This window comes from Nocardia sp. NBC_00403 (genome assembly GCF_036046055.1).
Classification (GTDB): domain Bacteria; phylum Actinomycetota; class Actinomycetes; order Mycobacteriales; family Mycobacteriaceae; genus Nocardia.
In genome coordinates this window covers 7,691,425-7,714,997 of the sequence record NZ_CP107939.1, presented here as the reverse complement: position 1 = coordinate 7,714,997, position 23,573 = coordinate 7,691,425, and the positions used below count along the sequence as shown (strand labels likewise).

Below are 23,573 nucleotides of genomic sequence, written 5' to 3'. Positions count from 1 at the left end.
CCACCGCTACCTCGACCTCGCTACAGCAGGCAACCGCGCTGGTGTGCATGGGCACCCGACCAGCGCTGCCATTCCCCCGCGATACGGCCAATGAAACGAGTCGAGGTCCAGGTATTCGAACTCCTCGCCCACATGGTGGTGGCCTGAAGTCTGCGCTCGCTGTCAGGGTCTCCAGGTTTGGTCGGAGATCGAAGTTTCGTGGTGGCGCGCTGGGGCACTCGGCAGGCGTGACCTCCTTATGGCTGGACCGAGCGCCCTCGAGGACGACATACCCGACGTTGGTGCCGGGATCGCGGTTCGACCACGTAGTCGTCGGTGGCGGCCTCACCGGTGTAGCCACCGCGCTGTTGCTCGCTCGCGACGGCGCCGAGGTAGCGCTGGTCGAGGCGCGCAGCTTGGGCGCCGCCGCGACCGGAAACACCACCGCGAAGCTCAGCCTGTTGCAGGGGACCCATCTTTCGAGGATCGCCCAGAAACACTCCGAAGCGACGTTACGCGCCTATGTCGCGGCCAACCGTGAAGGGCAACAGTGGCTGCTGCAGTTCTGCGCTGACCACGACGTAGCTACCCAGCGCGAGCCGCGGCGTACGGTGCGAGGGTGGGTGAGGGCATATCCGAGTTCACCGAGGCCGGGCGCTGAGGAGCCCCTGTGACGGAGGAACTTGCCGCGCGCCAGCCGGTGCCTAGCCGATGTTCCGCGATTCATCCGCTGTCCAGATCGGGCCGGGAGCCACGCTGTTGACTCGAATCCCCTTCCGCCAGCCGAACGACCGCTCCACAACCCAGCGGCGGGGCAGCACCTCGAAACCGGTCGCGGTGTCGCTGCGTTTCACGATCTGAATCGTCAGCGCCAGAACTGCTTTCGCCCATTCGACCAACCGTCCGGCGTAGCCGCCGTCAGCGAACACGACCTGCACTGTGGCGAAGCGGGCACGCAGGGCGGTCAGCAGCCGGTGGGCGGCGTCGCGGTCCTGGATCGAGGCGGCGGTCACCACGATAGCCAGCAGCAGTCCGCTGGTGGCGGTGGCGATGTGGCGTTTGCGGCCTTTGATCTTCTTGCCCGCGTCGTAACCGGTCGTACCGGCGGCGACGGTGTCGGCGCCACGAACGGTCTGCGAGTCGATTACCGCGGCAGTGGGCCGCGGGTCACGCCCTGCCTGCACTCGTGCCCGGTCCCGCAACACGTCGTGGATGCGTTGCCATACACCGGCTTTTGTCCACCGCCGATAGATGTCATACACGGTTTTCGCGGGCGGGAAGTCGTGCGGCAGCTGTGCCCAGGCAATCCCGCCGCGCACCAGGTAGAAGACCGCGTCCAACACCAGCCGCCGCGGCCACTTCTCCGGCCGCCCGCCGCGGCCAGCGTGATTGCCTGGCAGCGGCAACAGCGGCTCGAGCAGCGTCCACTCGGGGTCGGTCAGCGACGAGGAAGGGTAGAACGAGTACTTCGGCGACTCGACCGGCGACTTGTGAGCCGGGCGCGACGAACACGAGCAGGTAAGCGACACTGGCACAGGGACTCTCGGGTTACGACAGATAGTGTGGAAACGTCAGTCGTACCGGGAGCCCCTCTACATTTGCCGTACCGGGAATCGGGCAGGTTGCGCGCACAGGTCATCCGTGCGCACGAACCCACCGAGCCCGCTGACGGGAGCATCGTGCACGGTGAGTGCCCCATAGCGACGCCACGCCTGACGAACGATCGACCCGCCCCTTCCGGCCTGACCAAGATCGAACCCCCGGCCCAAAGCGTCGACCGAGCAGAAGGTCGGCCAACGGGAACTCCCCAACGCTGGTGGAAAGCGATGGCCTGGCCGGACCAATCGGGGATACCGTCGCTTCATGTGTACCTACGCTTTCGTGCACTACAAACTGCACTATGTGTGCGTTGCGTGCCGTGTGTCGTTCAAGCGGCACCCGCCGACTGCCGGTGTAGCGCACCGTTGCCCGCGATGCGGTAAATCGATGTTGTGTGCGGGGCATGATTTCGCGGTGCCCACTCGCCGTGACACCCGGGCTTGGTCGGTAGTCGCTGCCGTGGTCGGCGCCGGATTGCGTTACGAGGGTTTCGAACCGTGCGGCTGTGGCCGGGTACCGAAGTACCGGCCGCGGACCCGGGCCGAACTTCGCGCCCGCCGCAAGTTCGCCGCACGCAACGCTGTTCCGCTCGATGATGCGCTAGCTGTACTGACCTGAGAGGTTAGTAACGCGGCTAGCGGGCGGGTGGCCTGCGAGTGCGGTGTGGCCGCGGTGGTGATTGTAGGTGTGGAGCCAGGTGGTGAAGGCTGCGCATCGTTCAACATCGCTGCGGTAGAGCCGCGCATAGGCCCACTCGTCGGCCAGGGTGCGGTGGAAGCGTTCGACCTTGCCGTTGGTTTGGGGCCGGTAGGGACGGGTGCGTTTGTGGACCACCGGCCCTAGGGCCTCGGCGAAGGTGCGGGATCGGTAGCAGGACCCGTTGTCGGTCAACACCTTTCGGGTGATGATGCCGTTGGCGGTGAACCAGGCGTTGGCGCGTGCCCAGAACGCGGCGGCGGTTTCCTTGCGCTCGTCACCGAGGAGTTCGGTATAGGCCAGCCGGGAATGATCATCGAGGGCAGTGTGCAGGTAGTGGTAGCCGTGCATCGGGTTGCCGTGAACATTGTTGACCCTGGTTAGCTTGTGCGCCTGGGAATTTCGGTTGCCAGCGGAACGGCCGAGCTTGCGCCAGCCACCGCCGTCGGGGATCTTGCCGAGTTTCTTGACGTCGATGTGGATCAGATCGCCCGGGGCATCGTGTTCATAGCGGCGTACCGGTTGGCTGGTGGCGCGGTCGAGCCAGCGCAGCCGTGCCAGCCGGTAGCGGGTCAGGACCCGGTGCACCGTCGAGGGATGCAAGCCCAGTAGGTAGGCGATGCGGGCCGGTCCCCATCGGCGCAGCACACGAACTTTGATGATGCGGCGTTCGGTGCGAGTCGGTGTCCGGCGCGGGCTGTGATGTGGTCGCGAGGACCGATCGACCATGCCCGCCGGGCCCTGCAGGCGATAGCGACCCGCCCACCTCGACGCGGTGGTGGCCGAGACCTGGAACCGTTCGGCCGCCCGGCGGAGCGGCCAACCTTCATCGACGACACAACGAGCAAGACGCAACCGGCCCAACTCCGTGAGCGGGGCATTACGGTGAGACACGAAGACCTCCGACAGGTGAATGCGTTCCTAGACAGCTCGCACTTCACTCGGAGGTCTTCGCCATGTCAGCTCGCCACGCCGTCACCAACGTCCATGGTCAGTACAACTAGCCCGCCCTAACGTGTGAACGCACTGCCCCAGCTCACCGCGACCGGTCGAACGCGCCGCACCACAGCCGGACACGACCCCGAAGACAGGGATCAGGACCGAATAAGCCTCAAAGCGCACCTGAGGCCGAGTTCTCAGATGCGCTCTAAGGCATGGCGCAGGTTCTCACGCTGTGATGGCTGTGTCGCGGGCCAGGATGGTCGCGGCCCGAAGCGCCACCTTTTGGATGATGCGTTCGGTGGGGCCACCGAAGCTGGTGCGGTAAGGCGAGTAGAAGGTGAGTACACCGAGCGCGGTGCGGTCGCGAGCTGCGATCAAAGGCTGGCAATGCAGTGACCGAACACCCAGCATGACCAACCGGGCAATACAGTCCGGCCATCGGTGCTCGACTATGAGGTCGGCCACGGTGACCGGACACGCGGCGACGAGACACTCCAATACGGGCCCCGCCGGGTAGGTCAGCTGGGCGTGTTCGCACTGTTGCGCGCGCGGCGTCGAGGCGGCGATCGTAGCGAGCTCGCCCCGCCGGTAGGTGGTGATTCCCACCGCGGGGTGTCCAGGCACCTGCGCTGTGGCCAAGGCGATCAGTTGGCGCACCACCACATATTTGGAGTCCAGGCCGAGGCGCTTGTCGGTAGCCGGAGTGGTCAGAAACTGCGGCATCGTGAACCCCTCGCCTCGCTCGGAAAGTCCATCGCTACGCAGACGGGATTACCTCTGCCCGACGGCGCTGAGGTAACAGCAGTGCCCGACCAGTATCGACCCAGCAACCGACCGGTGTGTTCGATTCGTGGGAATTGGATGATTGTGTAGAGGCAATGGCTGCGGCTGGAAGGCCGGGGTTACTGGCGTCGCGCCATTGCCGCGGTCAGTGCCGCCTGGGTAGCGGCCGGTGGCGTATCGAAATTTCGTGCACGACCTGCAGGGGGAGCGAGCACAGGGGTTGGCTACCGAGCCGGTGTGTCACCTGATCCCTTCGGCCTGCGCGACGGATGTCGGCTCGTGATCGACCGCCGTGAAGACATCGATGGACATGTCCTCGTCCCGGTAGTGCGCCAGCGTCGACAAGCCGCGAGTAGTGCACGCGATCGCGTGGACCTGATCACCGGACATCGGGTACTCCGGCACTTTTCGTCGCCAGTGCACGCACAGCACAGTGCCGCCGGGTTCGAGGTGTTCGACGGCGCGGTCGAACACTGCACGGAGGCTCGCGGCGTCGAGGTAATAGCAGACCTCACTGAAAACGATCAGGTCGAATCGCTCGTCGACCCATTCCTCGCCGAGTGCCCAGCGGCGGAATTCGACGGTGCCTCGCGTGGAGTAGGGCAGGCGCTCGACCCGGGCCTTGGCCGAATCGAGCGCCTGCGCCACAACATCGGTGCACACCAGTCGATCGCAACGGGTGGTGAGTTCGGCGGAGAGGGTGCCTATCGAGCAGCCGGGTTCGAATGCATTGCGGTAGTGCGGCTTCGGTAGTGCCGCCATGGTCAGTGCCCGCTTGCGCTGTTCATACCAGCGCGTGGTGAACCCCCACGGATCGGATTCGCGGGCGTACATGTCGTCGAAATAGCCTGCTGTCAGGCGTGTCTCGCTCATACGAAGAACGTTTCTGTCGCGCCGGTGAAGCGGTCGAGCAGGTGCGGCGGCAGGATCGGTTGGTCGGCGGGATCGTCCGACAGGGCGCTGGTCTGGCTGCGGAAGTGCGCGATCGCGCGCGACTTGGCGTTGATGACGACCTCCGGCAGCGTCAACGTCCGCACGCGGGTCACGAGGACCAGGGGGTGTTCGGGTGTCGCCCAGTGCCACATCCACACCGGAAATTCGAGCAATCGGGTCGCGGTGCCGGCGCACGCCGCGGCTGCGGCCCGGCCGACGGCTTCGTGGTCGGGGTGACCATCACGCCGCCAGGTCGTCGCACACCAGGCGCCGGTATGCCCACATGCGGTGAGGATCTCCGCGAGGGCATCGGTCACCGCCGCTTGCTGTGCCGCTACGGCGCCGTCTCCGATTCGCAGCCGAATGGGTGGTCCGAAACCCAGTTCGGCTGCCGCACGCCGAGATTCCTGGACACGTAGATCGGCGAGTTCGGTCGGCGAACAGGTGGGCGAACCGGGATGTGAAGCTTCTCCGTCGGTCACGGTGACCACCGTGACCGGCACATCGGTCGAGCGCGCCAATGTGATCAAACCACCGGCGCCGAGTATCTCGTCGTCGGGATGCGGAGCAACGACAACCAAATGTCGCCACCCGGCAAGGGACAGTTCGGGGCGACCACACCGCCACAGCGCCCAGACATCGTCCGGAGTACCGCGAACAGCAAGATCGATCATCGGCTCGGCAACCATGAGAACTCCTTTTCCGCGTAATCGCGGCCGAGATCGGCCAGGTCTCGCTCCGCATGACTCTGGCGGAGGTAGACGGTGAGGTCGGCGACACGCTGCGCGTGCTCGGCATCCGTACACAGTGGACCAGCGCCGAGTGCGCGCCCGACACGGTCGATGGTCGTGGTGGCCGCGTCTTCGACCACCGCGCGCACGGTCCTGGCGCGCAGCCGCGCCGTCGCCGACGCATCGAGGGGGTCTTCGTCGATCCGGTGCGCGGCGTCGGTCACGCACAGCCCGGCGGCATACAGTCCGCTCAGCACCGCGCCGAGATGCGCCGAGGCATGCTCGTCGGCCTTGCCCGCGGCGACATAGTCGTGCAGCATCCCGGCGATGGCGCAGGCGCTGCCGTACCAGCAGGCGGCCACTCCGATCGCGCCGTGCCAGAAGCCGGGACGCGTCAGGTAGGCACCGGGTTCGCCGATGGGTTCAGCCGGGGCCTCATCGAAATCGACTGCACCGGAATCGGACTCCCGCATACCTACGGCATGCCAGGTACCCGGCACGGTGCGGACCGAGGACTGTCCGAGGTCGACGGCGAACAGCCTGCGCTCGTTCCCCACCCGGGCGGTGACGAGGGCATGGGTACAGATGGTCGCTCCCGAACACCACAGCTTGCGGCCCGTCACGGTCCAACCGCCGGCCTCGAATCGCGCCTGCAGCACCGGCTTCGGTGGCTCTGCTGCCCACACTCCCCAGATCTGACCGCGGGCCACCCCATTGCCTCCGAGCTCGGCCAGTATCGCGTCCGCATCAACGTGCGCTTCTGCCAGCCGTCCGACCACCGTGTTCTCGAACGCCAATGCGGCCAGCATGCGCCAGCGTTCGACAGTTCGGCCCGATCCGGGATACGGCAGCTCGAGCCGACCCGAATCGGCCAGTCCGCGTAAAGCATTCGACACCATGCCAGTGGAACGGCGCAGGACCTGTTCGGCAATGTCAGGCACTTCGGCTCTCCTTGCGATGGGGGTTCACGGCCCGTTCGATGCGTCCTAAGTGGTCGGCGAATCCGTGCGGTGCACGCCCGATTCGCCGCGCGGAGGTAGTGACGACCACGTCATCGGCCCACGTGACCCGCCCGCCCGCCGCGATCATGCGCGCCACCATCTCGATGTCCTCACCGGTGCGCAGGTGCCGAAAGCCACCGATCCGCCAATATGCGTCGGCCCGGAAACCGAGATTCGCACCGTGCACGTGGCCGTGCGCTCTGGTCGTGCGGTACTGCTTCTCGTAGGCTCGTCGGACGGCTGCCGGGTGATCCGCCCAGCTCCGCACACCGACGACCCCGGCGACGACATCGGTGCCGTTATACGCGTATCCCAGCTGCGCCCGCAACCACGAGCCGTCGACCTCGGAGTCTGCGTCGGTGGTGGCGAACCAGGTCTCGGCCCCACAGGTCGCGCCTGCCTCGGCGAAACCCAGCGAACGGGCCGCGCCGACGTTGCGTTCGTCGATCTCCATCACCTCGACGTTCGAGGTCGGTACCCGCGCGGAGGCGTCGGTACACGCGTCCAGGACGAGCTGGATCCGAACCGGAACATCCACCCGCTCCGCCGCGCGTGCCAGCGCCGTCAGACAGGCAGGCAACAGCCGCTCTTCATCCCGAACCGGAACGACGACCAGGACCCGAGCGATCACGCAGGCATCCTCGTGTCGGTCGGTGTCCGTGGAACGGGCCCGGTCGTATCCCGAGTCGCTCATGGTTCCCGGCTACCCCGCGACTCGGCGAGCAAACAGCCAGCGTCACACGTGGGTAGCCGGTGCGCGCGACACCCACAACCGAAGTAATCCACGATGACCCGAAGCCGATCGCGATCTCCTACGGTGGCAACGAGTCTTGTTGCGGGGAATGCCCGAACCGCAAGCTCGAGTGGCGACGTGACGAGCCTGTGGTCGGTGGCGATGCGACGCGGGTAGTCCAGGATCTCCGACCGCCCTGGATACCGCGTGTACCGGTCGTGGTAGGGCGCGAAGGAGAACGAGTACCGGTGTGCGGTGAGCCGCTTCGAGGTATGCGATGAGCGGGCAGCGGCTGTCGCACCGGAGAATGCCGCGAGTCCGGCGGTACTGAACGACGCCTTATCGGATCGCGATTCCAACTCTGGCGTACTAGTCGGGAAGCTTGCGGCGCGATCAGCGGCAACCGAGATCGCTTTTCCCTGTTTGACGTGCGGTTTGCAGGGAATGCGGTAACTCATGAAGGACGTACTCGAACGTGAAAGCAAATGGGCGGTCGACCGGAACTTCACTCTTCCGAGGCTCGACGACCTTGTCGCGAATAGCCACATCGAGGAGATCCCGGTCGAGCTGACCAGCACCTACTTCGACACCGCTCAGCGAGACCTGCTCGCCCACGACCTGACGTTGCGTCGCCGTGAGGGAGAAGACGAATCCGGCTGGCAGCTGAAGATCCCCCACTCGAGCGGTCGCGTCGAAGTGACCGCCCAGCTGTCGGACGAGCTGCCGCACGAACTCGCCGAGGTCGTCAACGGCGCCGCGCTGGGTAGGCCGTTGAACGCGGTCGCCAGGGTTCATACATTGCGCCGCCGTCACCGCATCTTCGGTTCGGACGGCGAACTCATCGTCGAGATCGACGATGACACTGTGGACTCGACCGCAGCTGACCGGCCTGCCGAACTGGTTGCCTGGCGCGAGATCGAGGTCGAGCTCGGCCCGCACACCAACAAAGTCCCCGCGATATTGCGGCACCGGCTCACCGAAGCCGGCGCACGCGAGTCGCGCTACCCCTCCAAGCTGTCTCATGTACTGCCGGAGCGATCCGGACCGGCCGTCACCAAGTCGCGGGCGGAACACGCCGTGCACGAATACATGGCCACGCAGATCGACCTGATCTTCGTCGGCGACGTCGGGCTACGCCGAGGCGAGGAACCGATCCACGACACCCGCGTCGCGACGCGGCGACTGCGCAGCACGCTACGCGTGTTCGGCAAGCTGCTGGCCTCCGGTGCCGTCGGCGAGATCGACGATGAGCTGAAATGGTACGCAGCGCTGCTCGGCGACATACGCGATTGCCACGTCCAACGCCGACGCCTCGCCGATGAACTCAACGCCCTGCCGCCTGAACTCATCTTGGGTCCCGTCGCTGCTCGGATCGATGCGACGCTGCTGGCTCGGCAGTTGCCGAGCCGCAATGCTCTCGCTGAGGCCATGAACTCGCCCCGCTACCTGCGACTGCTCGCGACCCTGCAGGCATGGAAATCACAGCCGCCGTTCGAGCGACGGATCCGGCGATGCCAACTCGTGAAGCGGGCCCGCCGGGCCGCGGATAAGGCCGACCGCCGGTTGATGACCGCGTTGCGCAACCAGCGACACGAATCGCTGCACCGCGCGCGTAAAGCCGCCAAGCGTGCACGCTACGCCGCCGAATTACACAAACCCGTTCGAAAGCCCGCCCGCGCGAAGTCGAATATCAAGTACTACAAGAAGATTCAGCGCTTACTCGGCGATTACAACGACAGCATCGTGTCGAGCGAATTCCTGTGGCGAACCGCTACAGCAGCGGGCACGGCAGGCGACGAGAACGGTTTCACCTACGGCCTGCTGTACGCGAACGAGATGCACGCCAGCGAAAGCACGCGCCAGAGTGTCGCGGAAGTTGCCGCAGGCGAATAGGTACAGCCTCCCGCTGCACTGCCGCGGCTTCTCGGCGGGATTGTCCAACCAAAAGAACGTAGTGAGGGACCATGATCCGCTCCGTGGTGGCCGCGTACTTTCATCTGCGTTGAAGTGTTGCCGTCATCGACGTAATTCGCGTGGGTCATAGCGAACGCGATCCCGGGGTCAGTAGTAATGGCGTCGGCCGCCGACTGCGCGTCCCATGGATCCCATCAGCAGTAGCACGAGCCCGATGACGAGCACCACGATTCCGATGGTCCAGAGGATCGGGATACCGAATATGAACCCAACGACAAGAAGGATGACTCCGAGAACGATCATGGCCAGTTACCTGGTTTCTCTGTATTCGAGGGGCCCGAGAAACCCTCCGGTGCTCCTATCCGATCGTGTGCGCAATGTCAGCACCAGTCATTACGCCCACCCAACCACGACCACGGGAACAGAGCCACGATGATCAACCCGATGGCCTACATATTCCAGTAGACGCCTCAGGACAAGGGATGTACACCCCCTGTTTATCGAAGTCGCAGCTCAGCAGCATTGTGCGACGGTGTCTTCGGTTCGGCTGCACTGCACACAGATCGGCCTGATATGCGTGCACGGTATGCTCAGTGTGGCTCAATAGCCGGCTTCGCAGCCTGCCCATCGAGCTTGCGGATCAGTAGATCGCTGATGACGTCGCTCGAGTGTCGGTGAGCTTGTCGATGCTTTTCGACCAACCAATGACCGTACGACCCTTTCCGCCGACGAACATGATTTCCTCCGCCTCAGTCGCAGATCCCCGCGGACCCACGCCATGAACGAAGACACCGACCCAGGCCGAACCGAGGACCCCCGCACCGCCGACGGGGCGGAGCAGGTCCACAGCGACCTGGTCGCGCAACCCCACACCACCGACGAGGGCGGGCCGATCATCGCCGCGGAAGCTGCGGCCGCGCAGGCAAGTACGACGCAGAATCCGCTGGGTAAGCCGGGGCGACGATTCGATGCGCGATCGCCGTTCATGATCGGCTTGGCAGGCGCGGCCGGAGTGGCGGTGACCTACGCAGCGATCCAGGCAGTACTCGCCGCGAGTCAAGTGCTGGTACTGATCACCATCGCATTATTCCTGGCGATAGGCCTGGAACCTGTCGTGTCGTGGCTGGTTCGACCATGGTTTCCGCGATGGGCCGCAGTGGCCGCAGTGTTCGTGGTGGCGATCGGCCTGCTGGCAGGGTTCCTCGCGGCCGCGATACCTCCGCTGGTCAACCAAAGCAGCACGCTGGTTCACAACGCTCCGGACTACGTCGACCATCTTGCGCAACGATATCCACTCATCGAAGCGCTCGACGCTCGCTTCCATCTCCAGGACCGAGTCCAGGAAGGGCTCGGGTCCGATCCTTCGAAGTTGGCCGGGGGTGTCCTCGGTGCGGGTCAGCTCGTCTTCAGCATTGTCAGCGGCACAGTGATCGTCGCCGTTCTGACCGGCTACTTCATGGCCAATTTCGCGCAGGTTCGCGCGTCGATCTACCGGCTATTTCCGCGCTCACGCCGCCCACGGGCGATCCTGATCGGCGATGAGATCTTCGTGAAGGTCGGCGGCTACATCTTGGGGAATTTGGTCATTTCGGTGATCACCGCGGTTTTGACCTTTATCTGGCTGTTGATCTTCGATGTGCCCTACCCGCTGTTGCTGGCAGTCCTGGTCGCTGTCCTCGACTTGATCCCGGTAGTGGGCTCCACCCTGGCTGGGATCATCGTGGCCCTGGTCGCGCTCACCGTGTCGGTGCCTGTCACGGTGGCAACCATCATCTTCTTTATCGTCCTGCGGTTGTTCGAGGACTACGTACTCGTGCCCAGAATCATCGGCAGAACGGTGCGGGTGCCGGCGATCGTGACGGTGGTGTCGGTTCTGCTCGGTGGCGCTTTGCTCGGGATTGTCGGTGCGCTGCTCGCCATCCCGGTCGCTGCCGCGGTGCTGCTGATCGTCGATGAAACGGTGTTGCCTTCTCTGGACGAGCGCTAGCCATTTGGGTTCGGCTCAATGACAGCGCGGCGGGGGGGCAGACCAACGCGCGGTCGATGCGGCCTCGCATCGAACCTCTTGGGGTGAAATACGCTGGCGGAGACCGGGAATCGGCGCGCGTCGAGCGGATGACCTCGGCGGGTCACCCGCTCGCGATCGACGCCGGCGAGCGTCGAGTCAGTCGCGGAAGGCGTCCTTGACCTTCTCGCCCGCATCCTTCAGGTCGGACTTGGCCTGATCGGCCTTGCCCTCGTGCTTCTTGTCCTTGTCGTCGGTGGCCTCGCCGAACTTTTCCTTGGCCTTACCGGCGAGTTTCTCGGCCTTGTTCTTTGCCTTGTCTACACCGCTCATGGTGCGAGCCCCTTTCTTCGAAGGTGCCCGGCCTGCGTTTTCCAGCCGGTCCTCTTGCGGATAGCCGGTATTTGCGCCACTAAACAACGGCGCAGAGGCGACGCCCGACTAGGCCGTGTCTCCCCGTGATTTGAGCCATTCGACGATGAGGGCCAGGACGAATCCGGCACGGTAGGTGGTCGCGAGCTTGTCGTAGAGGGTGGCGACCGCGCGCCAGTGCTCGGTCTTGTTGAAAGCGCGTTCGATGACGTTGCGACGCTTGTCGAGCTCGGCGTCGAAGCGTGGTGCCCGGCCGTCGTGGTGGCCTTTGCGTTTGCGGTTGGCGACCTGTCGGAGGGTTCCGGAATGGGGGTGTGGATGCGTCTGCGCCGCAACGGGGTTCGGTTCGATGCCGTGGAGTAGGCGCGGTCAGCGATGGTCACGTCCGGGTTGCGGCGCGGCGGCCCGCCTTCGAGGCGCGGCACCACGAGCTCATCCAGCACTGCTGGCAGCAGCGGTGAGTCATTGGTGCGGCCGGACGTGAGCGGCACGGCCAGGCCTAGACCGGCGCCGTCGGTGGCCAGGTGGACTTTGGTCAACCCTGACGGGAACGCCCGATCGCGTGATCGGCGGGCTCATAGCGCGGTCACCGAATCGGCCGCCGCGCCGGCGGCGTGCTGGTGAGCCCGCACGATCGTCGAGTCGATCGAGACGATCCAGTCCAGGTCAGCGGTGGTGTAGGCCAGCGCCACCAGCGCGGTCAGTACCCGATCCCAGGTGCCGTCGGTGGCGTAGCGGCGGTGGCGTTTCCACACCGTCTGCCACGGTCCGAGTGTTCGGGCAGGTCCCGCCATGGCAGGCTGGTCCGCAACCGATACAGCAACCTAGTGGGGAAGCTTCGCCGCGCGGCTGCTCAGGGCTGCGCCCAGCTACATCTTGGTGTATCGGGCCATGGCGAAGCTGTAGAGGCCGTAGGTGATGATGCCCAGGCCGGACAATACGAGGAGGACTACTCCGTAGGGTTGAGCCCCCACGGTTTTGAAGGCGCCGTCGAGTCCGGCGGCTTTGCTTGGCTCGGATCGACTGACGGCGAGGATCACCAGCAACCCGACCGCGGCGATGGCCAGCCCTTTCGCGATGTAGCCGACCGTGCCCAGCCTGCGCACGAGGTCGCTGGTGGTGCCCTCGAGGTCGTCGAGGAAGTTCTGGCTCGCTCCTTTGTAGACGTGGTAGCCGCCGATCGCGATGATGAACAACCCGCCTGCGACGAGGGCAAGCGTGCCGGTGGTGGTGTCCATCATGCGGGCCGTGATCCCCGCACTTTGGCCGCTGCTGGACTCGCCGCGGCCGCGGGCGAATCCGAACGCGGAGACAGCGAAGGCGAAATAGACGACTGCTAGGGCAAATGCCTTGACGCGATCGAACGCTGCGGACTTCTTGCTGTCGGCGTCAGGCTTGGACGAACTGCCGAGCGCCGCTTCGGCGAGCCGCCACAGCGCCATCACCACAAACGCGACGCCGCCGACCCACAGGGCAACGACGCCACCCGGTTTGCCGGCCAGCTCCGACATGGCCCCGGATTGGTCGGCGGTACCAGCGCCGCCGAGGGCGATCCTGATGGCGATGTAGCCGATGATCAGGTGCACGATGCCGCTCACGATGAAGCCCGTGCGGGCGAATCGTTCGAAAATGCTGTTCTGAGCCAGCTGGCCTGCCGTGGACGACGTGTTGTCATTGGACGCCGACGACGAAGCGCCGGAGGACATCGGGGACAGGTTGTTGTCAGGCATGGTGCCTGCCTCGTATTGGTAGCGGTGGTGAAAGCTCCGCTGGGGTGCGACGGACGGAATGCGGGGTGGGAGCGCGGTCCCCAGGCTGATTGTCCGGCTGGCTTCGTAGTCTCGGGAACCCACCCGATATCGGTGATCACGGGGTGTCCTCTGGGTGGCCTTTCCGCGCTGTCAGCGTAGCCCCACCTTCCCCGCTGGCGGTAGATCCGGGCCGGATTCACCCCGTCGTCTGATCGCTCATTTTCCCAGTTCGGGGGGTGGTGGAGTGGCGTTAGGGTAGAGAGGGGAGGGTGCGAGGAGTCGAAAGATGAGCACCACCATTGTGATCGTGATCATCGTCGTCGCGGTTGTGGTCGTTTTGCTTGTGGCCTGGTTGTTGATGCGCCAACGGCGCGAGCATCAGCGGGTCGAGGCCGAGGGTATCCGTGAGCGCGCGGCGGAACGGGAATTCGAGGTCGGTCAGCAGCAGGCGCGGGCGGAGGAGGTCGCTGCCCGCAGCCGCGCGGCGAAGGCCGAAGGTGAGGTCAAGGCGGCGCAGGCGGAGCAGCTTGCCCAGCAGGCGCATGCGCATCGCAGCGAGGCGGCGGATTCGCGAACCGAGTTGGACAAGGAGTGGGAGCGCGCGGATAAGGTCGATCCGGACTCGAAGTCGGGTGAGACGCAGCGGAGGGCTGATCCTGAGCAGCCGTCGCGCAGCCCCTGATATTGATCCCGAGGCTTCTCCGGCTGTCGGGGCTCGGGAATATGCGCACCGATGCGGTCGCGGCCGCCGTGTTGTGTTCAACGGTCGGGTCGGCGTCTGAAGGTGTGTCGGATTTGTATGGCCCTGCATGTCCGTCAGGGCTGGATGGCGGACGTGTACGCCGATGGCGTCGCAGGCGTGAGGCTGTCGGGACGTTGTTGCCCCAGTCGCCGCCGGGTTGAGGCGACCGGGATCAAATGTGGTGGGTGGTATGGGGCGAGTATGTCGGTGCCGATGTCACGGTGACCCTGGCCGATCGGTCCCGCCCCGAAGTCATGTTTTTCGGACGGTTGTGGCTTACCGAATGGTGCGGACCTGAGCAACTCGCAGTGGTGAGCGCCGCAGGGCGCCAGAGCGAGGTCCGATTCGCTCCGCCCGCGTTTGTGACGCCCCGGTCGAGAGCGCATTGCTGGGCGGGTCAGGCGGCTGGGCGCATGTGGAAACCCCTGCGAGCTTCCACGACCCTCCTGATACCTCGCAGACCGAACGCGGCTGAGTCTGCGTTCACGGCACCGGGCCCCGTCAGCGACACATGTCGTGGCGTCGGCTCGGACAGTCTGGGCCGACCGGAATGTCGGTCGGCGGGCGGCGAGGGCGGAGTTTTGCTGTGAGCAGCAACAGGACTCCCGATCCCAGGTGCGAGCCCCCGATCATGGGTTTGCGGAAGCATCATCTGGTCTCCGTGCGGGCCGCCCGGGGACGGCGCAACTTCCTGTTGGCACGCTCGCCATCGCCATGTCGGCGGACTGGCGGACGAACTCACCGATGCTCGCCTCTGACACAGGAGTGGGGGTACTTGACGCCGTTTCCCGCTGTTTCGAAGTGATCGACCCTCGTTCGCCGAGCTGACCAGGGACGCGACGGATATCGGTATTGCCACCGACTTGACGGTTTGCGACATGACCCTGGCAGTGACTGTCGTCCCCGCGAGCCCGGCAAGCATCACTATCCGGGATAGTTCGATGCAAAAGCGATGCATTCGAGTCGAGATGGTGCAACACTCAGTGGTGCTCGAGATTGTCGCGCTGGATTGCTGATATAGCACAGTGAGGGCGGGTCAGGTGCAGCCCGACTTTCGGACCCTCGCCACGGCTGGCGGCGCTGTAGGCGATGCCAGCCGCCGCAACCACAGACGACTCTGTGAGGTCGAATCGACGAAAGCGATAGAACAATGAGGAAAACCCAACGTTCGGTATTGGCCGGTCTGGCCTTGGCGGCAGCCTTGCTCGGCGCCTCGGCCTGCTCCGACGACAACTCCGATTCGTCGTCCGCTACATCGAAAGCGATGCCCACTTCGGCCGCGCCCACTTCGGCCGCGCCCACTTCGGCCGCGCCCACTTCGGCCGCGCCTACTTCGGCCGCGCCTACTTCGGCGGCGGCGGGCGGTGCGGCGGCGGGTTTGGTCGGGCCCGGTTGCGCTGACTATGCGAAACAGGTGCCGACCGGGCCCGGATCGGTCGACAGCATGGCCCAAGAGCCGGTTGCTGTCGCGGCATCGAACAATCCGCTGCTGAAGACGCTGGTCGCGGCGGTATCCGGTCAGCTCAATCCGCAGGTCAACCTGGTCGACACGCTCAACGGCGGTCAGTTCACCGTCTTCGCGCCTGTGGATGCTGCATTCGCGAAAATCGACGCGGCGACGATCGATTCGCTCAAAACCGATTCGGCGAAGTTGACAACCATTCTCACCTATCATGCGGTGCCGGGAAGGCTGACGCCGAGCCAGATCGCGGGCGAACACAAGACCGTCGAAGGTGCCACCGTGAGCGTTACTCGGTCGGGCGACGACATCAAGGTCGCCGACGCCTCGGTGATCTGTGGCGGAGTGCAGACGGCGAACGCCACCGTGTACCTGATCGACGCGGTCTTGATGCCACCCGCGTGAACGGTGCGGCCGGATGTGCATCGTTCATGCACCGTGACCGGGAAGAAGGATGATCAAGCATGCGGTGTGTGGTTTTCGGCGCGACCGGGTACATCGGCGGACGCCTGGTGCCCGAACTGGCGCGGGCCGGTCATCGCGTCCGGGCGGTGGCCCGGACACCGGCGAAATTGGCGGAGGTGCCGTGGCGGGATCGGGTCGAGGTGGTTCGCGGCGATGTCACCGATGACGACGAGGTGCGCGCCGCGGTCGCCGACCAGGAGGTCGTCTACTACCTGGTGCACTCGTTGACCCGCCGCGACTTCGACGACATCGACCAGCATGCCGCGCGGACCGTCGCGGCCGCGGCGGCCGCGGCCGGGGTCAAGCGCATCGTCTATCTCGGCGGCATCATCCCGGAACACACAGAGCTCTCGCGCCACCTCGCCTCCCGCGCCGAGGTCGGAGAAATCCTGCAGGCATCCGGGGTTCCCACCGCGGAACTGCGCGCGGCAGTTATCTTCGGATCCGGCTCGGCCAGCTTCGAGATGCTGCGCTATCTGTCCGAACGCCTGCCCGCGATGATCACCCCCCGATGGGTGCGCAACCGCATCCAACCCATCGCCGTGCGCGACGTCGTGTATTACCTGCTGCGGGCCGCCGAGCTGCCCGCCGACGTCAACCGACCGTTCGATATCGGCGGCCCCGACGTCCTGACCTACCTGACCATGATGCGCAAATACGCGGTGGTCGCCGGGCTGACTCGTCGGGTGGTGCTGCCGGTCCCGGTGCTCACGCCATGGCTGTCGGCGCAATGGGTCAATCTGGTGACCCCGGTGCCGCGCGCCTTGGCCGTCCCGCTCATCGAATCTCTCGTCCACGAAGTCGTGTGCGGCGATCACGACATCGCCGCGTACATCCCCGACCCCGCCGACGGCCTCACCCGCTGCGAACGTGCCATGGAGCTGGCACTGACCCGCATCCGCAACGCCGAGGTGCCGACCCGCTGGTCGGACGCCAGCACATCCGGCGCGCCCTCGGATCCGCTGCCGACTGACCCGGCCTGGTCGGGCGGCTCGCTCTACGAGGACATGCGTGAGCGCCATACCTACGCCGACCCCGACACCCTGTGGGCGGTCATCGAATCCATCGGCGGCGAGAACGGCTGGTACTCGTTTCCGCTTGCCTGGTCGCTGCGCGGCTGGATCGACCGGGTCACCGGCGGGGTCGGTTTACGTCGCGGCCGCAAAGACCCACACCGTCTGCACGTCGGCGAAGCGCTGGACTGGTGGCGCGTTGAACATATCGACCGTCCTCACCTGTTGCGGCTTCGCGCCGAAATGCGGGTCCCGGGACTGGCGTGGCTCGAACTCGGCGTCGAGCCCGATCCCGGCGGGGGTTCCCGCTACCGGCAACGCGCCATCTTCCAGCCGCACGGACTTGCCGGGCACCTCTACTGGAAGGCGATCACGCCGTTTCACAACGCCGTGTTCGGCGGCATGGCCCGCAACATCACCGGGACGGCCGAACGCACCCCCGCCGCGAGCGCGCCCTCATCGAGCTGAAGATTCGACGACCCGCTCCTCGACTCGCTACAAACTGGAGGAGGCCTGGCGATGAGTGGCTGCGGTCAGGTCATGGGGTGCAGGGGGATCGAGGTAAGTGCGGTGGGTCTGTGAGGAGTGATGAGTGGCCCGCGGAGCCGCTGGTCGAGTACTCCGTTGGAGCGGTGGCTCGCAGGCTCGGAGTGCCGGTGGCGACGTTGCGGAGTTGGAATCAGCGATACGGCCTCGGGCCATCGCAGCACTGCCAGGGCCGGCATCGGCGCTATACGCCGACCGACTTCGCGGTTGCGGTTCGGATGGTCGAGTTGGTGCGGGCGGGCGCGAGGCCGGCCAGTGCCGCGGTGGCTGCCCACGCGGTGGCCGTGCCGGTGCCACAGCTCGGTGACCTCGCGCCGGTGATCTCCGCCGCGCAGCGGCTCGACGCCGCCGAGTTGCTTGCCATAATCACTGCCCATCTCACTCATCATGGTGTAGGGGCGACGTGGAATCGGTTGTGCCGCCCGGCTTTTGCCGAGATCGTCGGAAAGCAGGGTAGGGGAGCCGGGTTAGTCGATGTCGAGCATCTGCTGTCCTGGGCAGTGACTACCAGTCTGCACCGGGCGATTCCGTTGTTGCGCAACGTGTTCGATGGGCCGCCGATCGTGCTGGCCTGTACCGACGGCGAGAATCATGTGCTCCCGTTGGAGGTGTTGCGCGCCGCCTTGGCCGAACTCGGTCTGCCTGTGCTGCTGCTCGGCGCGTCGGTGCCCGCCGCCGCCCTTGCCGATGCGCTGGCCAAGCATAATCGTAGGCCGGTCGTGGTGTTGTGGTCGCAATCGAGCCACACCGCGATCGCGGTTCCGGCGTTCGGCCCGTGCGAGGGCTGGGCGCGTGTGCTGCTGGCGGGGCCCGGATGGAGGGAATGCGCGGCGCCGTCAGCAGCGGTTCGTGTAGACACGCTCGAGGCGGCCATCGCTGAGCTACAGGCCGCGGTCGCGGCTGATCTGCGGTGATCGCGAGCGACTTCCCACGTCGGGTCACCAAACCGTCTGCTTGAACAATGGCGCCAGGCTGTGGCTGCGGCGCTGGCGTACCGATTCGACGGACGCGGCCACGAGGCGATGCGGGTGTGGCAGCGCAACCATGGGCGGATCGTCGAGGGTGCGGCAGTGCTGTTGGCACGGTTGGGTGAGCGTTATGCGGTGGCGTTGCTCAGCGATCGCTGGCGGAAATAGTTCCGCCCCGACGCGGATTGGTTTCCATGGCAACCAAATTGTGGGTCGGCGATCGGGCCGGCACCGATCTTGGAGGAGGGCACCTCATGAGCACCATCGGCTTGACTCCCACCGTCGACATCCGCCGCGCCGAGGACCGGTTCAAGTCCGACTTCGGCTGGCTGGATTCCAAGCACTCGTTCTCCTTCGGCCACCATTTCGACCGGGCCAACACTCATCATGGGCTGCTGCTGGTCAACAACGACGACATCGTCGATCCCGGTAGGGGGTTCGACACCCATCTACACCGCGACATGGAGATCGTCACGTGGGTGCTGGAGGGCTCGCTGGTCCACCAGGACTCCACCGGCCACAACGGCGTGATCTACCCCGGCCTGGCCCAGCGCATGAGCGCCGGCACCGGCATCCTGCACTCGGAGAAGAACGACTCGTGGCGGCTCAGCGGCGACGTCCACCAGGCCCCGGTGCACTTCGTGCAGATGTGGGTGGACGAGGCCGGTATCACCCCCGGTTACGAGCAGCTGGAGATCGAGGCGGAACTGCTGTCCGGCAGTCTGCTGCCGGTCGCCTCGGGTATGCGCAAACATGACGGCCACGCCGCGATCCGGATCCGGAACTCGCACGCGGCCCTGTACGCCGCGCGGCTCGCCCCAGGGCAGTCGGTACACCTGCCCGACGCGCCGTTCCTGCACCTGTTCCTGGCCGCCCGCGGCGCGGTGACACTCGAGGGTGCTGGCCCGCTGCATACCGGCGACACGGTGCGCTTCACCGCTACCGGCGGCCAGCATGTCACCGCGAGCCCGCCGAGATCCTGGTCTGGGAAATGCACGCCAGCGTCCAGTTCTGACCCTCAGTGCCCACCCACCGTCAGGGGAACCGTTCCGCGCATTACATCATCGGAGCCCGAGACGACAGATCCATCGACCGACGCAGCCGCTGCCATGGCGGCTGCGTCGGTCGAACCTCCGCCTTGCCGGGCCAGCGCGCCGAACCCACCGCACGCGGCCTGCACCACACCGCGCTGATCAGCAGTGACGTTGAACAAACGACCGCTTCTATCAGGACCTGCTCGAATCCCCACTCACCGAATTGATCGAGAACCGCGACTACGCCGGCTCGTCGACCGGTTGGCCACATGCTCGACCAAGCGGTTTCGGTATCGCCGATCGACTGGAAGCCGTTGCGAGCCGCTGTGGTTGTCCTGGCGGGGGTCGGCCGGAGGGGCGCTGGACTCATGCTCATCCTCGGGCGCGGAATTCGCCGGGTGAATGGCCAGTTTCGCAGAATCGATCGGCTGGTCGTCTGCGCCGGAGAGAGGGTGGACGATCTCATGCGGCTCCGACACTCCGAGGTCGCGGAGTGGATCAGGCAGAGCTGGGCCGGGCGTAGCGTGTTCGGGGTCACAAACCGAGCTGGCGGCGGGAGCAACAGCATGGATCTACACCATGGCAGGCGACAGTGACCCGCCCAGCGGTCCCCCGGTGTTGACACGCGCGTGGCTAGGGTTGTCGGCCGTGGGTGTCGCGTCGGGGGATACCGCGTCGTTCGAGGGCGGCTCGGATGGTGGTGTGGGCGACGCCGAGACGCTTACCGATGCGTTGGAGTGATTCGCCGTCACGATACCTGCTGATGGCATGATTGATCTCCTCGTCGGTGAGTCGTCGTTGTTGTCGAATGTTGGCACCGCCCGTGCGGAGGATGGTCAGGACGCTGGCTTTGGCGAGTTGCCACTGGGCGGCGAGATGTTTGGTCGATGAGCCCGCTTCGTAGGCGGCGATGATCGCGGCGCGGTCTGTATCGGTCAGTCGTCGCTGTAGTTGGTGTGCGCGCCGGGGAATGACTTGGTCGGCGGCGCGTGGTCTTGGGTCTCCGGGGTTTGGCAGCTTCGACAGCAGTGCTTGCAGCGTGTCTGCCTGCGCGTTTGTGTTGTAGTAGCGTCCCCCAACGTCCACTTTTTGAGACGAAAGTGGCATTTGAACAGGGCGTTTGTGCCCAGTTGCAGGCGAGAGCAATCTGCACTTCTCTCGCATATTTGCTGTTCAGCAGCCTTTTAGTGTTCTATTCCCGCAGGGTGATCTGCATGGTTCTGGCGTTGATCAGGGACCTTTGGTGTTCGGTCGGCTGGTTGGCTGCGTGTTCTGCTGGCGATCTTGTGGAGTGTCATGGACGGGTTCGTCCATGGGTGTCCCGTGTGCTGACGCCGTGGTCGCGCAGTCGGTTGAGCACTGTGGCCGGGTCGACTTCGAGGTGGCGGGCGACTCGGGCCAGGGACCAGCCGAGCCATAAAGGTCGATCGCCTCGTCGACTCGAGTCGGGGACAAGCCGCGCCGCCCATCGGGATGTTGTGTTGATGCAGGATCGCGCTGACTGTCCGGCGGTCGACACCGAACTTGCCGGCCAGCTCGTAGGTCGACGCGCCCGCGATGTAGTTCTGTATCAACGCCTGGATCTGGTCTTGATCGAGTTGCCACGCCCGCCTCGGTGCCGGTCTGCAGCCGCGCACCCCCGATCTCGCTGACGATGTCGTCGGTGACCACCTGCAGTGGCCCCAAGATTCGGATCCGCATCAGTCAACTGTGCCACTGCCGGCCGCGAACTCCTCCCGCTCGATGGTGAACTGCGGGGTGACCCGATCCAGCCAACCGGGCAGCCACCAGTTGGCCCGGCCGAGCAGCTGCATGATCGCGGGGACCGCGATCATGCGCACCAGCGTCGCGTCCACCAGAATCGCGACGGCGAGACCCAGTCCGAAGACATTCAGGGTGCGCAGCGGATCCCCGATGACGAAAGACCCGAAGACACAGACCATGATGGCGGCGGCCGCCGTAATGATCCGCCCGGTCGCGGCAATTCCGTGTGCCACCGCCTCGCTGTTGTCCTGCCGTCGACGCCACTCCTCCTGGATGCGCGAGAGCAGGAAGACCTCGTAGTCCATGGACAATCCGAACGTGATGGTGAACATCATCAGCGGAATCCAGGGATCGATGGGTCCGGTCCGAGTGACACCGAAGACCGATGACAGCCAGCCCCACTGGTAGACCGCGACAATGGCCCCGTAGGCGGCGCCGATGGACAGCAGATTCATCGCCGCCGCTTTGAATGGGATTGCGATGGAACGGAATACGGCCATGAGCAAGATGAAGGACAGCAGGATCACCACTCCGATCACCCACGGCAGCCGTGTCCCGAGGTGTGCCGACTCGTCGATCCCCGCCGCCGTCTGGCCGCCGACCAGAATCCGCACTCCGGTGCCCGCCGTGGACTGCGGGACAACGGTACTGCGCAGCCGCTCGACCAGCGCCGCGGTGTCCGCGGACTGCGGGGCGCTGGTCGGGTAGACCGTAAGCACCGCAGTGTCGCCGGCCGCGTTGAAGGTGGGATCCGCCGCCCGAGCCACGCCAGGAACGGTCGCGAGTCGCTGTACGAACTCGGCGAGCACCGCGCGATCGGTTGCCGCGCCGGGCAATTCGGCGGCCAGCACCAGCGGGCCGTTGAAGCCCGGCCCGAACGCATCCGACATCAGATCGTACGCCTGGCGGGTGGTGAGTTCGACCGGATCGTTCCCGGAATCGCTGAAGGCCAACCGCATGCCGAAGGTCGGCACGGCCAGCACGAGGAGTGCGAGCAATGCGGCCGCCCCACACAACACCGGTCGACGCTGCACCACCCCGCTCCATCGCCACCACAGGCCACGCTCGGCCCCCGCTGTGGTGGATCGGAGCAGCCCCGGTACATGCCACCGATCGACGGCCCGGCCCGCGAAGCCGAGCAGAGCCGGGAGCAGGGTCACGGTCGCCACCAATACGGCCAGTACGGCCGAGATGGTTCCGACGGCGAGACCGTCGAGAAACTGCTGACCGACCAGGAACAGGCCGCACAGCGAGATGAGTACCGTGGTGCCGGCGAACAATACAGCGCGCCCGGCGGTCGACATGGCGTGGACGACCGCGTCGCGCGAGTCGAGCCCGTCGGTGAGCGCCTGCCGGTATCTGGTCACGATGAACAGTGCGTAGTCGACCCCGACGCCCAGGCCGATCATGGCCATGAGTGCCGGCCCGAAGCTGGGCTCGACGAGCAGGTGGCTGAAGAGGGCGACCACTGCATACCCGGCGCCCACCCCGACGAGCGCGACGAGGATCGGCAGTCCCATGGCCACCACAGACCCGAACGCTATGAGCATGATGACAATGGCCGCGCCGATGCCGATGGCTTCGCTCGGTCCGGGCTTCGGTTTCACCGCGACACTGATCGGCTGACCGCCCAGGGCGACAGCCAGATCCGGCCGGGCATATGCATGCGCGGTATCGATCACCCGCTGCACATCGGCTTGGGTGAGGTCGGCGCTGACCGCGTCGAACTGGATTGTCGCGAAGGCCGTGCGCCCGTCGTCCGCCCGCACCGGCGGCGACACTGAGACCACGGTTGGCAGTGGTCGGATCCCATCGAGTGTCTCGGTGATCCGGTCGGTGGCGGCATCGATCGGGCCGGTGGAGTGGAACACCACCCGCGCACTGTCACCGGACCGCGAGGGGAACTGCCCGTGCAGGATGTCCTGTACCTGCTGAGCCTGCCCGACACCCCCGAAATTGTCTTTGAAGTGCGGCCCGAGGCTGCCCGCCGCCCCGAACGCGGCGAGCAGACCGATGATCCAGGCTGCCAGCACCATTCGGCGGTGGTCGCAACACCAGGCCCCGATCCGGCCCGGCCGGTTCATATGCAGCGGCCCCGGCCCGCCCGGCCGGTGGGGTTCGGTTGCCAAGATAGAATTCATAG

At 65.7% G+C, this 23,573-nt stretch carries 23 protein-coding genes and 2 pseudogenes; 11 read left to right on the top strand and 14 right to left on the bottom strand.

Translation table 11 applies throughout. The annotated features are described in order from the left end of the window. Positions 1–281 precede the first annotated feature (281 nt). Positions 282–653, top strand: a complete 372-nt coding sequence (locus tag OHQ90_RS34580) for an FAD-dependent oxidoreductase (RefSeq protein WP_328404794.1) — start codon at positions 282–284, stop codon at positions 651–653. A gap of 30 nt (positions 654–683) precedes the next feature. Here the strand turns inward: OHQ90_RS34580 and OHQ90_RS34575 are convergent, their stop codons facing one another. Continuing rightward, positions 684–1,514 (bottom strand): IS5 family transposase, encoded by an 831-nt coding sequence (locus OHQ90_RS34575; RefSeq protein ID WP_328404792.1) that lies wholly within the window; start codon positions 1,512–1,514, stop codon positions 684–686. Between the two features lie 478 nt (positions 1,515–1,992). Here OHQ90_RS34575 and OHQ90_RS34570 point away from each other — a divergent pair, with 478 nt between their 5' ends. Further along, complete coding sequence (locus OHQ90_RS34570) at positions 1,993–2,196, top strand: hypothetical protein (RefSeq protein ID WP_328404790.1); 204 nt, start codon at positions 1,993–1,995, stop codon at positions 2,194–2,196. Here OHQ90_RS34570 and OHQ90_RS34565 read toward each other — a convergent pair. The 6 genes from OHQ90_RS34565 to OHQ90_RS34540 all read right to left on the bottom strand — a co-directional run bounded on the left by OHQ90_RS34565 (position 2,179) and on the right by OHQ90_RS34540 (position 7,295). Continuing rightward, positions 2,179–3,168, bottom strand: coding sequence for an IS481 family transposase (locus OHQ90_RS34565; RefSeq protein ID WP_328399578.1), 990 nt, complete (start codon positions 3,166–3,168; stop codon positions 2,179–2,181). The genes OHQ90_RS34570 and OHQ90_RS34565 overlap by 18 nt on opposite strands. A gap of 273 nt (positions 3,169–3,441) precedes the next feature. Further along, positions 3,442–3,939 carry a GAF domain-containing protein gene (locus tag OHQ90_RS34560; protein WP_328404788.1) on the bottom strand — a complete coding sequence of 166 codons (498 nt, stop codon included), beginning with the start codon at positions 3,937–3,939 and terminating at the stop codon, positions 3,442–3,444. Between the two features lie 300 nt (positions 3,940–4,239). Further along, positions 4,240–4,872 carry a class I SAM-dependent DNA methyltransferase gene (locus tag OHQ90_RS34555; protein ID WP_328404785.1) on the bottom strand — a complete coding sequence of 211 codons (633 nt, stop codon included), beginning with the start codon at positions 4,870–4,872 and terminating at the stop codon, positions 4,240–4,242. Next, on the bottom strand, positions 4,869–5,621 hold the full coding sequence (locus OHQ90_RS34550; protein WP_328404783.1) for a PIG-L deacetylase family protein: 753 nt from the start codon (positions 5,619–5,621) through the stop codon (positions 4,869–4,871). Before OHQ90_RS34550 ends, OHQ90_RS34555 begins: the two co-directional genes overlap by 4 nt. Then, complete coding sequence (locus OHQ90_RS34545; RefSeq protein ID WP_328413309.1) at positions 5,603–6,562, bottom strand: acyl-CoA dehydrogenase family protein; 960 nt, start codon at positions 6,560–6,562, stop codon at positions 5,603–5,605. Before OHQ90_RS34545 ends, OHQ90_RS34550 begins: the two co-directional genes overlap by 19 nt. Positions 6,563–6,596: 34 nt before the next feature. Next, positions 6,597–7,295, bottom strand: coding sequence for a glycosyltransferase (locus tag OHQ90_RS34540; RefSeq protein ID WP_328404781.1), 699 nt, complete (start codon positions 7,293–7,295; stop codon positions 6,597–6,599). Between the two features lie 558 nt (positions 7,296–7,853). Here OHQ90_RS34540 and OHQ90_RS34535 point away from each other — a divergent pair. After that, positions 7,854–9,290, top strand: a complete 1,437-nt coding sequence (locus OHQ90_RS34535; protein ID WP_328404779.1) for a CYTH and CHAD domain-containing protein — start codon at positions 7,854–7,856, stop codon at positions 9,288–9,290. A 168-nt stretch (positions 9,291–9,458) separates the two neighbouring features. On the opposite strand, the gene OHQ90_RS34530 is transcribed toward OHQ90_RS34535, so the two are convergent. Further along, positions 9,459–9,614 (bottom strand): DUF6131 family protein, encoded by a 156-nt coding sequence (locus OHQ90_RS34530; protein WP_328404777.1) that lies wholly within the window; start codon positions 9,612–9,614, stop codon positions 9,459–9,461. A gap of 475 nt (positions 9,615–10,089) precedes the next feature. On the opposite strand from OHQ90_RS34530, the gene OHQ90_RS34525 reads away from it, so the two are divergent. Beyond that, positions 10,090–11,298: an AI-2E family transporter gene (locus OHQ90_RS34525; protein ID WP_328404775.1), complete on the top strand. Its 1,209-nt coding sequence runs from the start codon at positions 10,090–10,092 to the stop codon at positions 11,296–11,298. 177 nt (positions 11,299–11,475) lie between these two features. Here the strand turns inward: OHQ90_RS34525 and OHQ90_RS34520 are convergent, their stop codons facing one another. The 4 genes from OHQ90_RS34520 to OHQ90_RS34510 form a co-directional block, all read right to left on the bottom strand. Next, a complete protein-coding gene (locus OHQ90_RS34520; RefSeq protein ID WP_328404773.1) occupies positions 11,476–11,649 on the bottom strand; it encodes a CsbD family protein in 174 nt (57 codons plus the stop codon). Next, positions 11,646–12,179: a transposase gene (locus tag OHQ90_RS39660; RefSeq protein WP_442941518.1), complete on the bottom strand. Its 534-nt coding sequence runs from the start codon at positions 12,177–12,179 to the stop codon at positions 11,646–11,648. Before OHQ90_RS39660 ends, OHQ90_RS34520 begins: the two co-directional genes overlap by 4 nt. Before the next feature lie 84 nt (positions 12,180–12,263). Next, positions 12,264–12,482, bottom strand: coding sequence for a hypothetical protein (locus OHQ90_RS34515; RefSeq protein WP_328404771.1), 219 nt, complete (start codon positions 12,480–12,482; stop codon positions 12,264–12,266). Between the two features lie 75 nt (positions 12,483–12,557). Then, positions 12,558–13,394, bottom strand: a complete 837-nt coding sequence (locus OHQ90_RS34510) for a DUF1206 domain-containing protein (RefSeq protein ID WP_328413307.1) — start codon at positions 13,392–13,394, stop codon at positions 12,558–12,560. Between the two features lie 331 nt (positions 13,395–13,725). Between OHQ90_RS34510 and OHQ90_RS34505 the strand changes: the two genes are divergently transcribed. The 7 genes and pseudogenes from OHQ90_RS34505 to OHQ90_RS34475 form a co-directional block, all read left to right on the top strand. After that, positions 13,726–14,121 carry a hypothetical protein gene (locus OHQ90_RS34505; protein ID WP_328404769.1) on the top strand — a complete coding sequence of 132 codons (396 nt, stop codon included), beginning with the start codon at positions 13,726–13,728 and terminating at the stop codon, positions 14,119–14,121. Positions 14,122–15,331: 1,210 nt separating this feature from the next. After that, positions 15,332–16,045 (top strand): fasciclin domain-containing protein, encoded by a 714-nt coding sequence (locus OHQ90_RS34500; protein WP_328404767.1) that lies wholly within the window; start codon positions 15,332–15,334, stop codon positions 16,043–16,045. Between the two features lie 59 nt (positions 16,046–16,104). Further along, entirely contained in the window at positions 16,105–17,586 is a 1,482-nt protein-coding gene (locus tag OHQ90_RS34495) for an SDR family oxidoreductase (protein WP_328404765.1), read from the top strand. A 110-nt stretch (positions 17,587–17,696) separates the two neighbouring features. Next, a complete protein-coding gene (locus tag OHQ90_RS34490) occupies positions 17,697–18,578 on the top strand; it encodes a MerR family transcriptional regulator (RefSeq protein WP_328404763.1) in 882 nt (293 codons plus the stop codon). Positions 18,579–18,638: 60 nt separating this feature from the next. After that, positions 18,639–18,800, top strand: coding sequence for a hypothetical protein (locus OHQ90_RS34485; protein ID WP_328404761.1), 162 nt, complete (start codon positions 18,639–18,641; stop codon positions 18,798–18,800). A gap of 86 nt (positions 18,801–18,886) precedes the next feature. Then, positions 18,887–19,647: pseudogene (locus OHQ90_RS34480) on the top strand (pirin family protein). A gap of 123 nt (positions 19,648–19,770) precedes the next feature. Further along, positions 19,771–19,922 (top strand): annotated as a pseudogene (locus tag OHQ90_RS34475) (VOC family protein); the annotation flags it as partial. Positions 19,923–20,299: 377 nt separating this feature from the next. Here OHQ90_RS34475 and OHQ90_RS34470 read toward each other — a convergent pair. Further along, entirely contained in the window at positions 20,300–20,752 is a 453-nt protein-coding gene (locus OHQ90_RS34470; protein ID WP_328404759.1) for a helix-turn-helix domain-containing protein, read from the bottom strand. A 614-nt stretch (positions 20,753–21,366) separates the two neighbouring features. Further along, complete coding sequence (locus OHQ90_RS34465) at positions 21,367–23,559, bottom strand: MMPL family transporter (RefSeq protein ID WP_328404757.1); 2,193 nt, start codon at positions 23,557–23,559, stop codon at positions 21,367–21,369. Positions 23,560–23,573 lie beyond the last annotated feature (14 nt).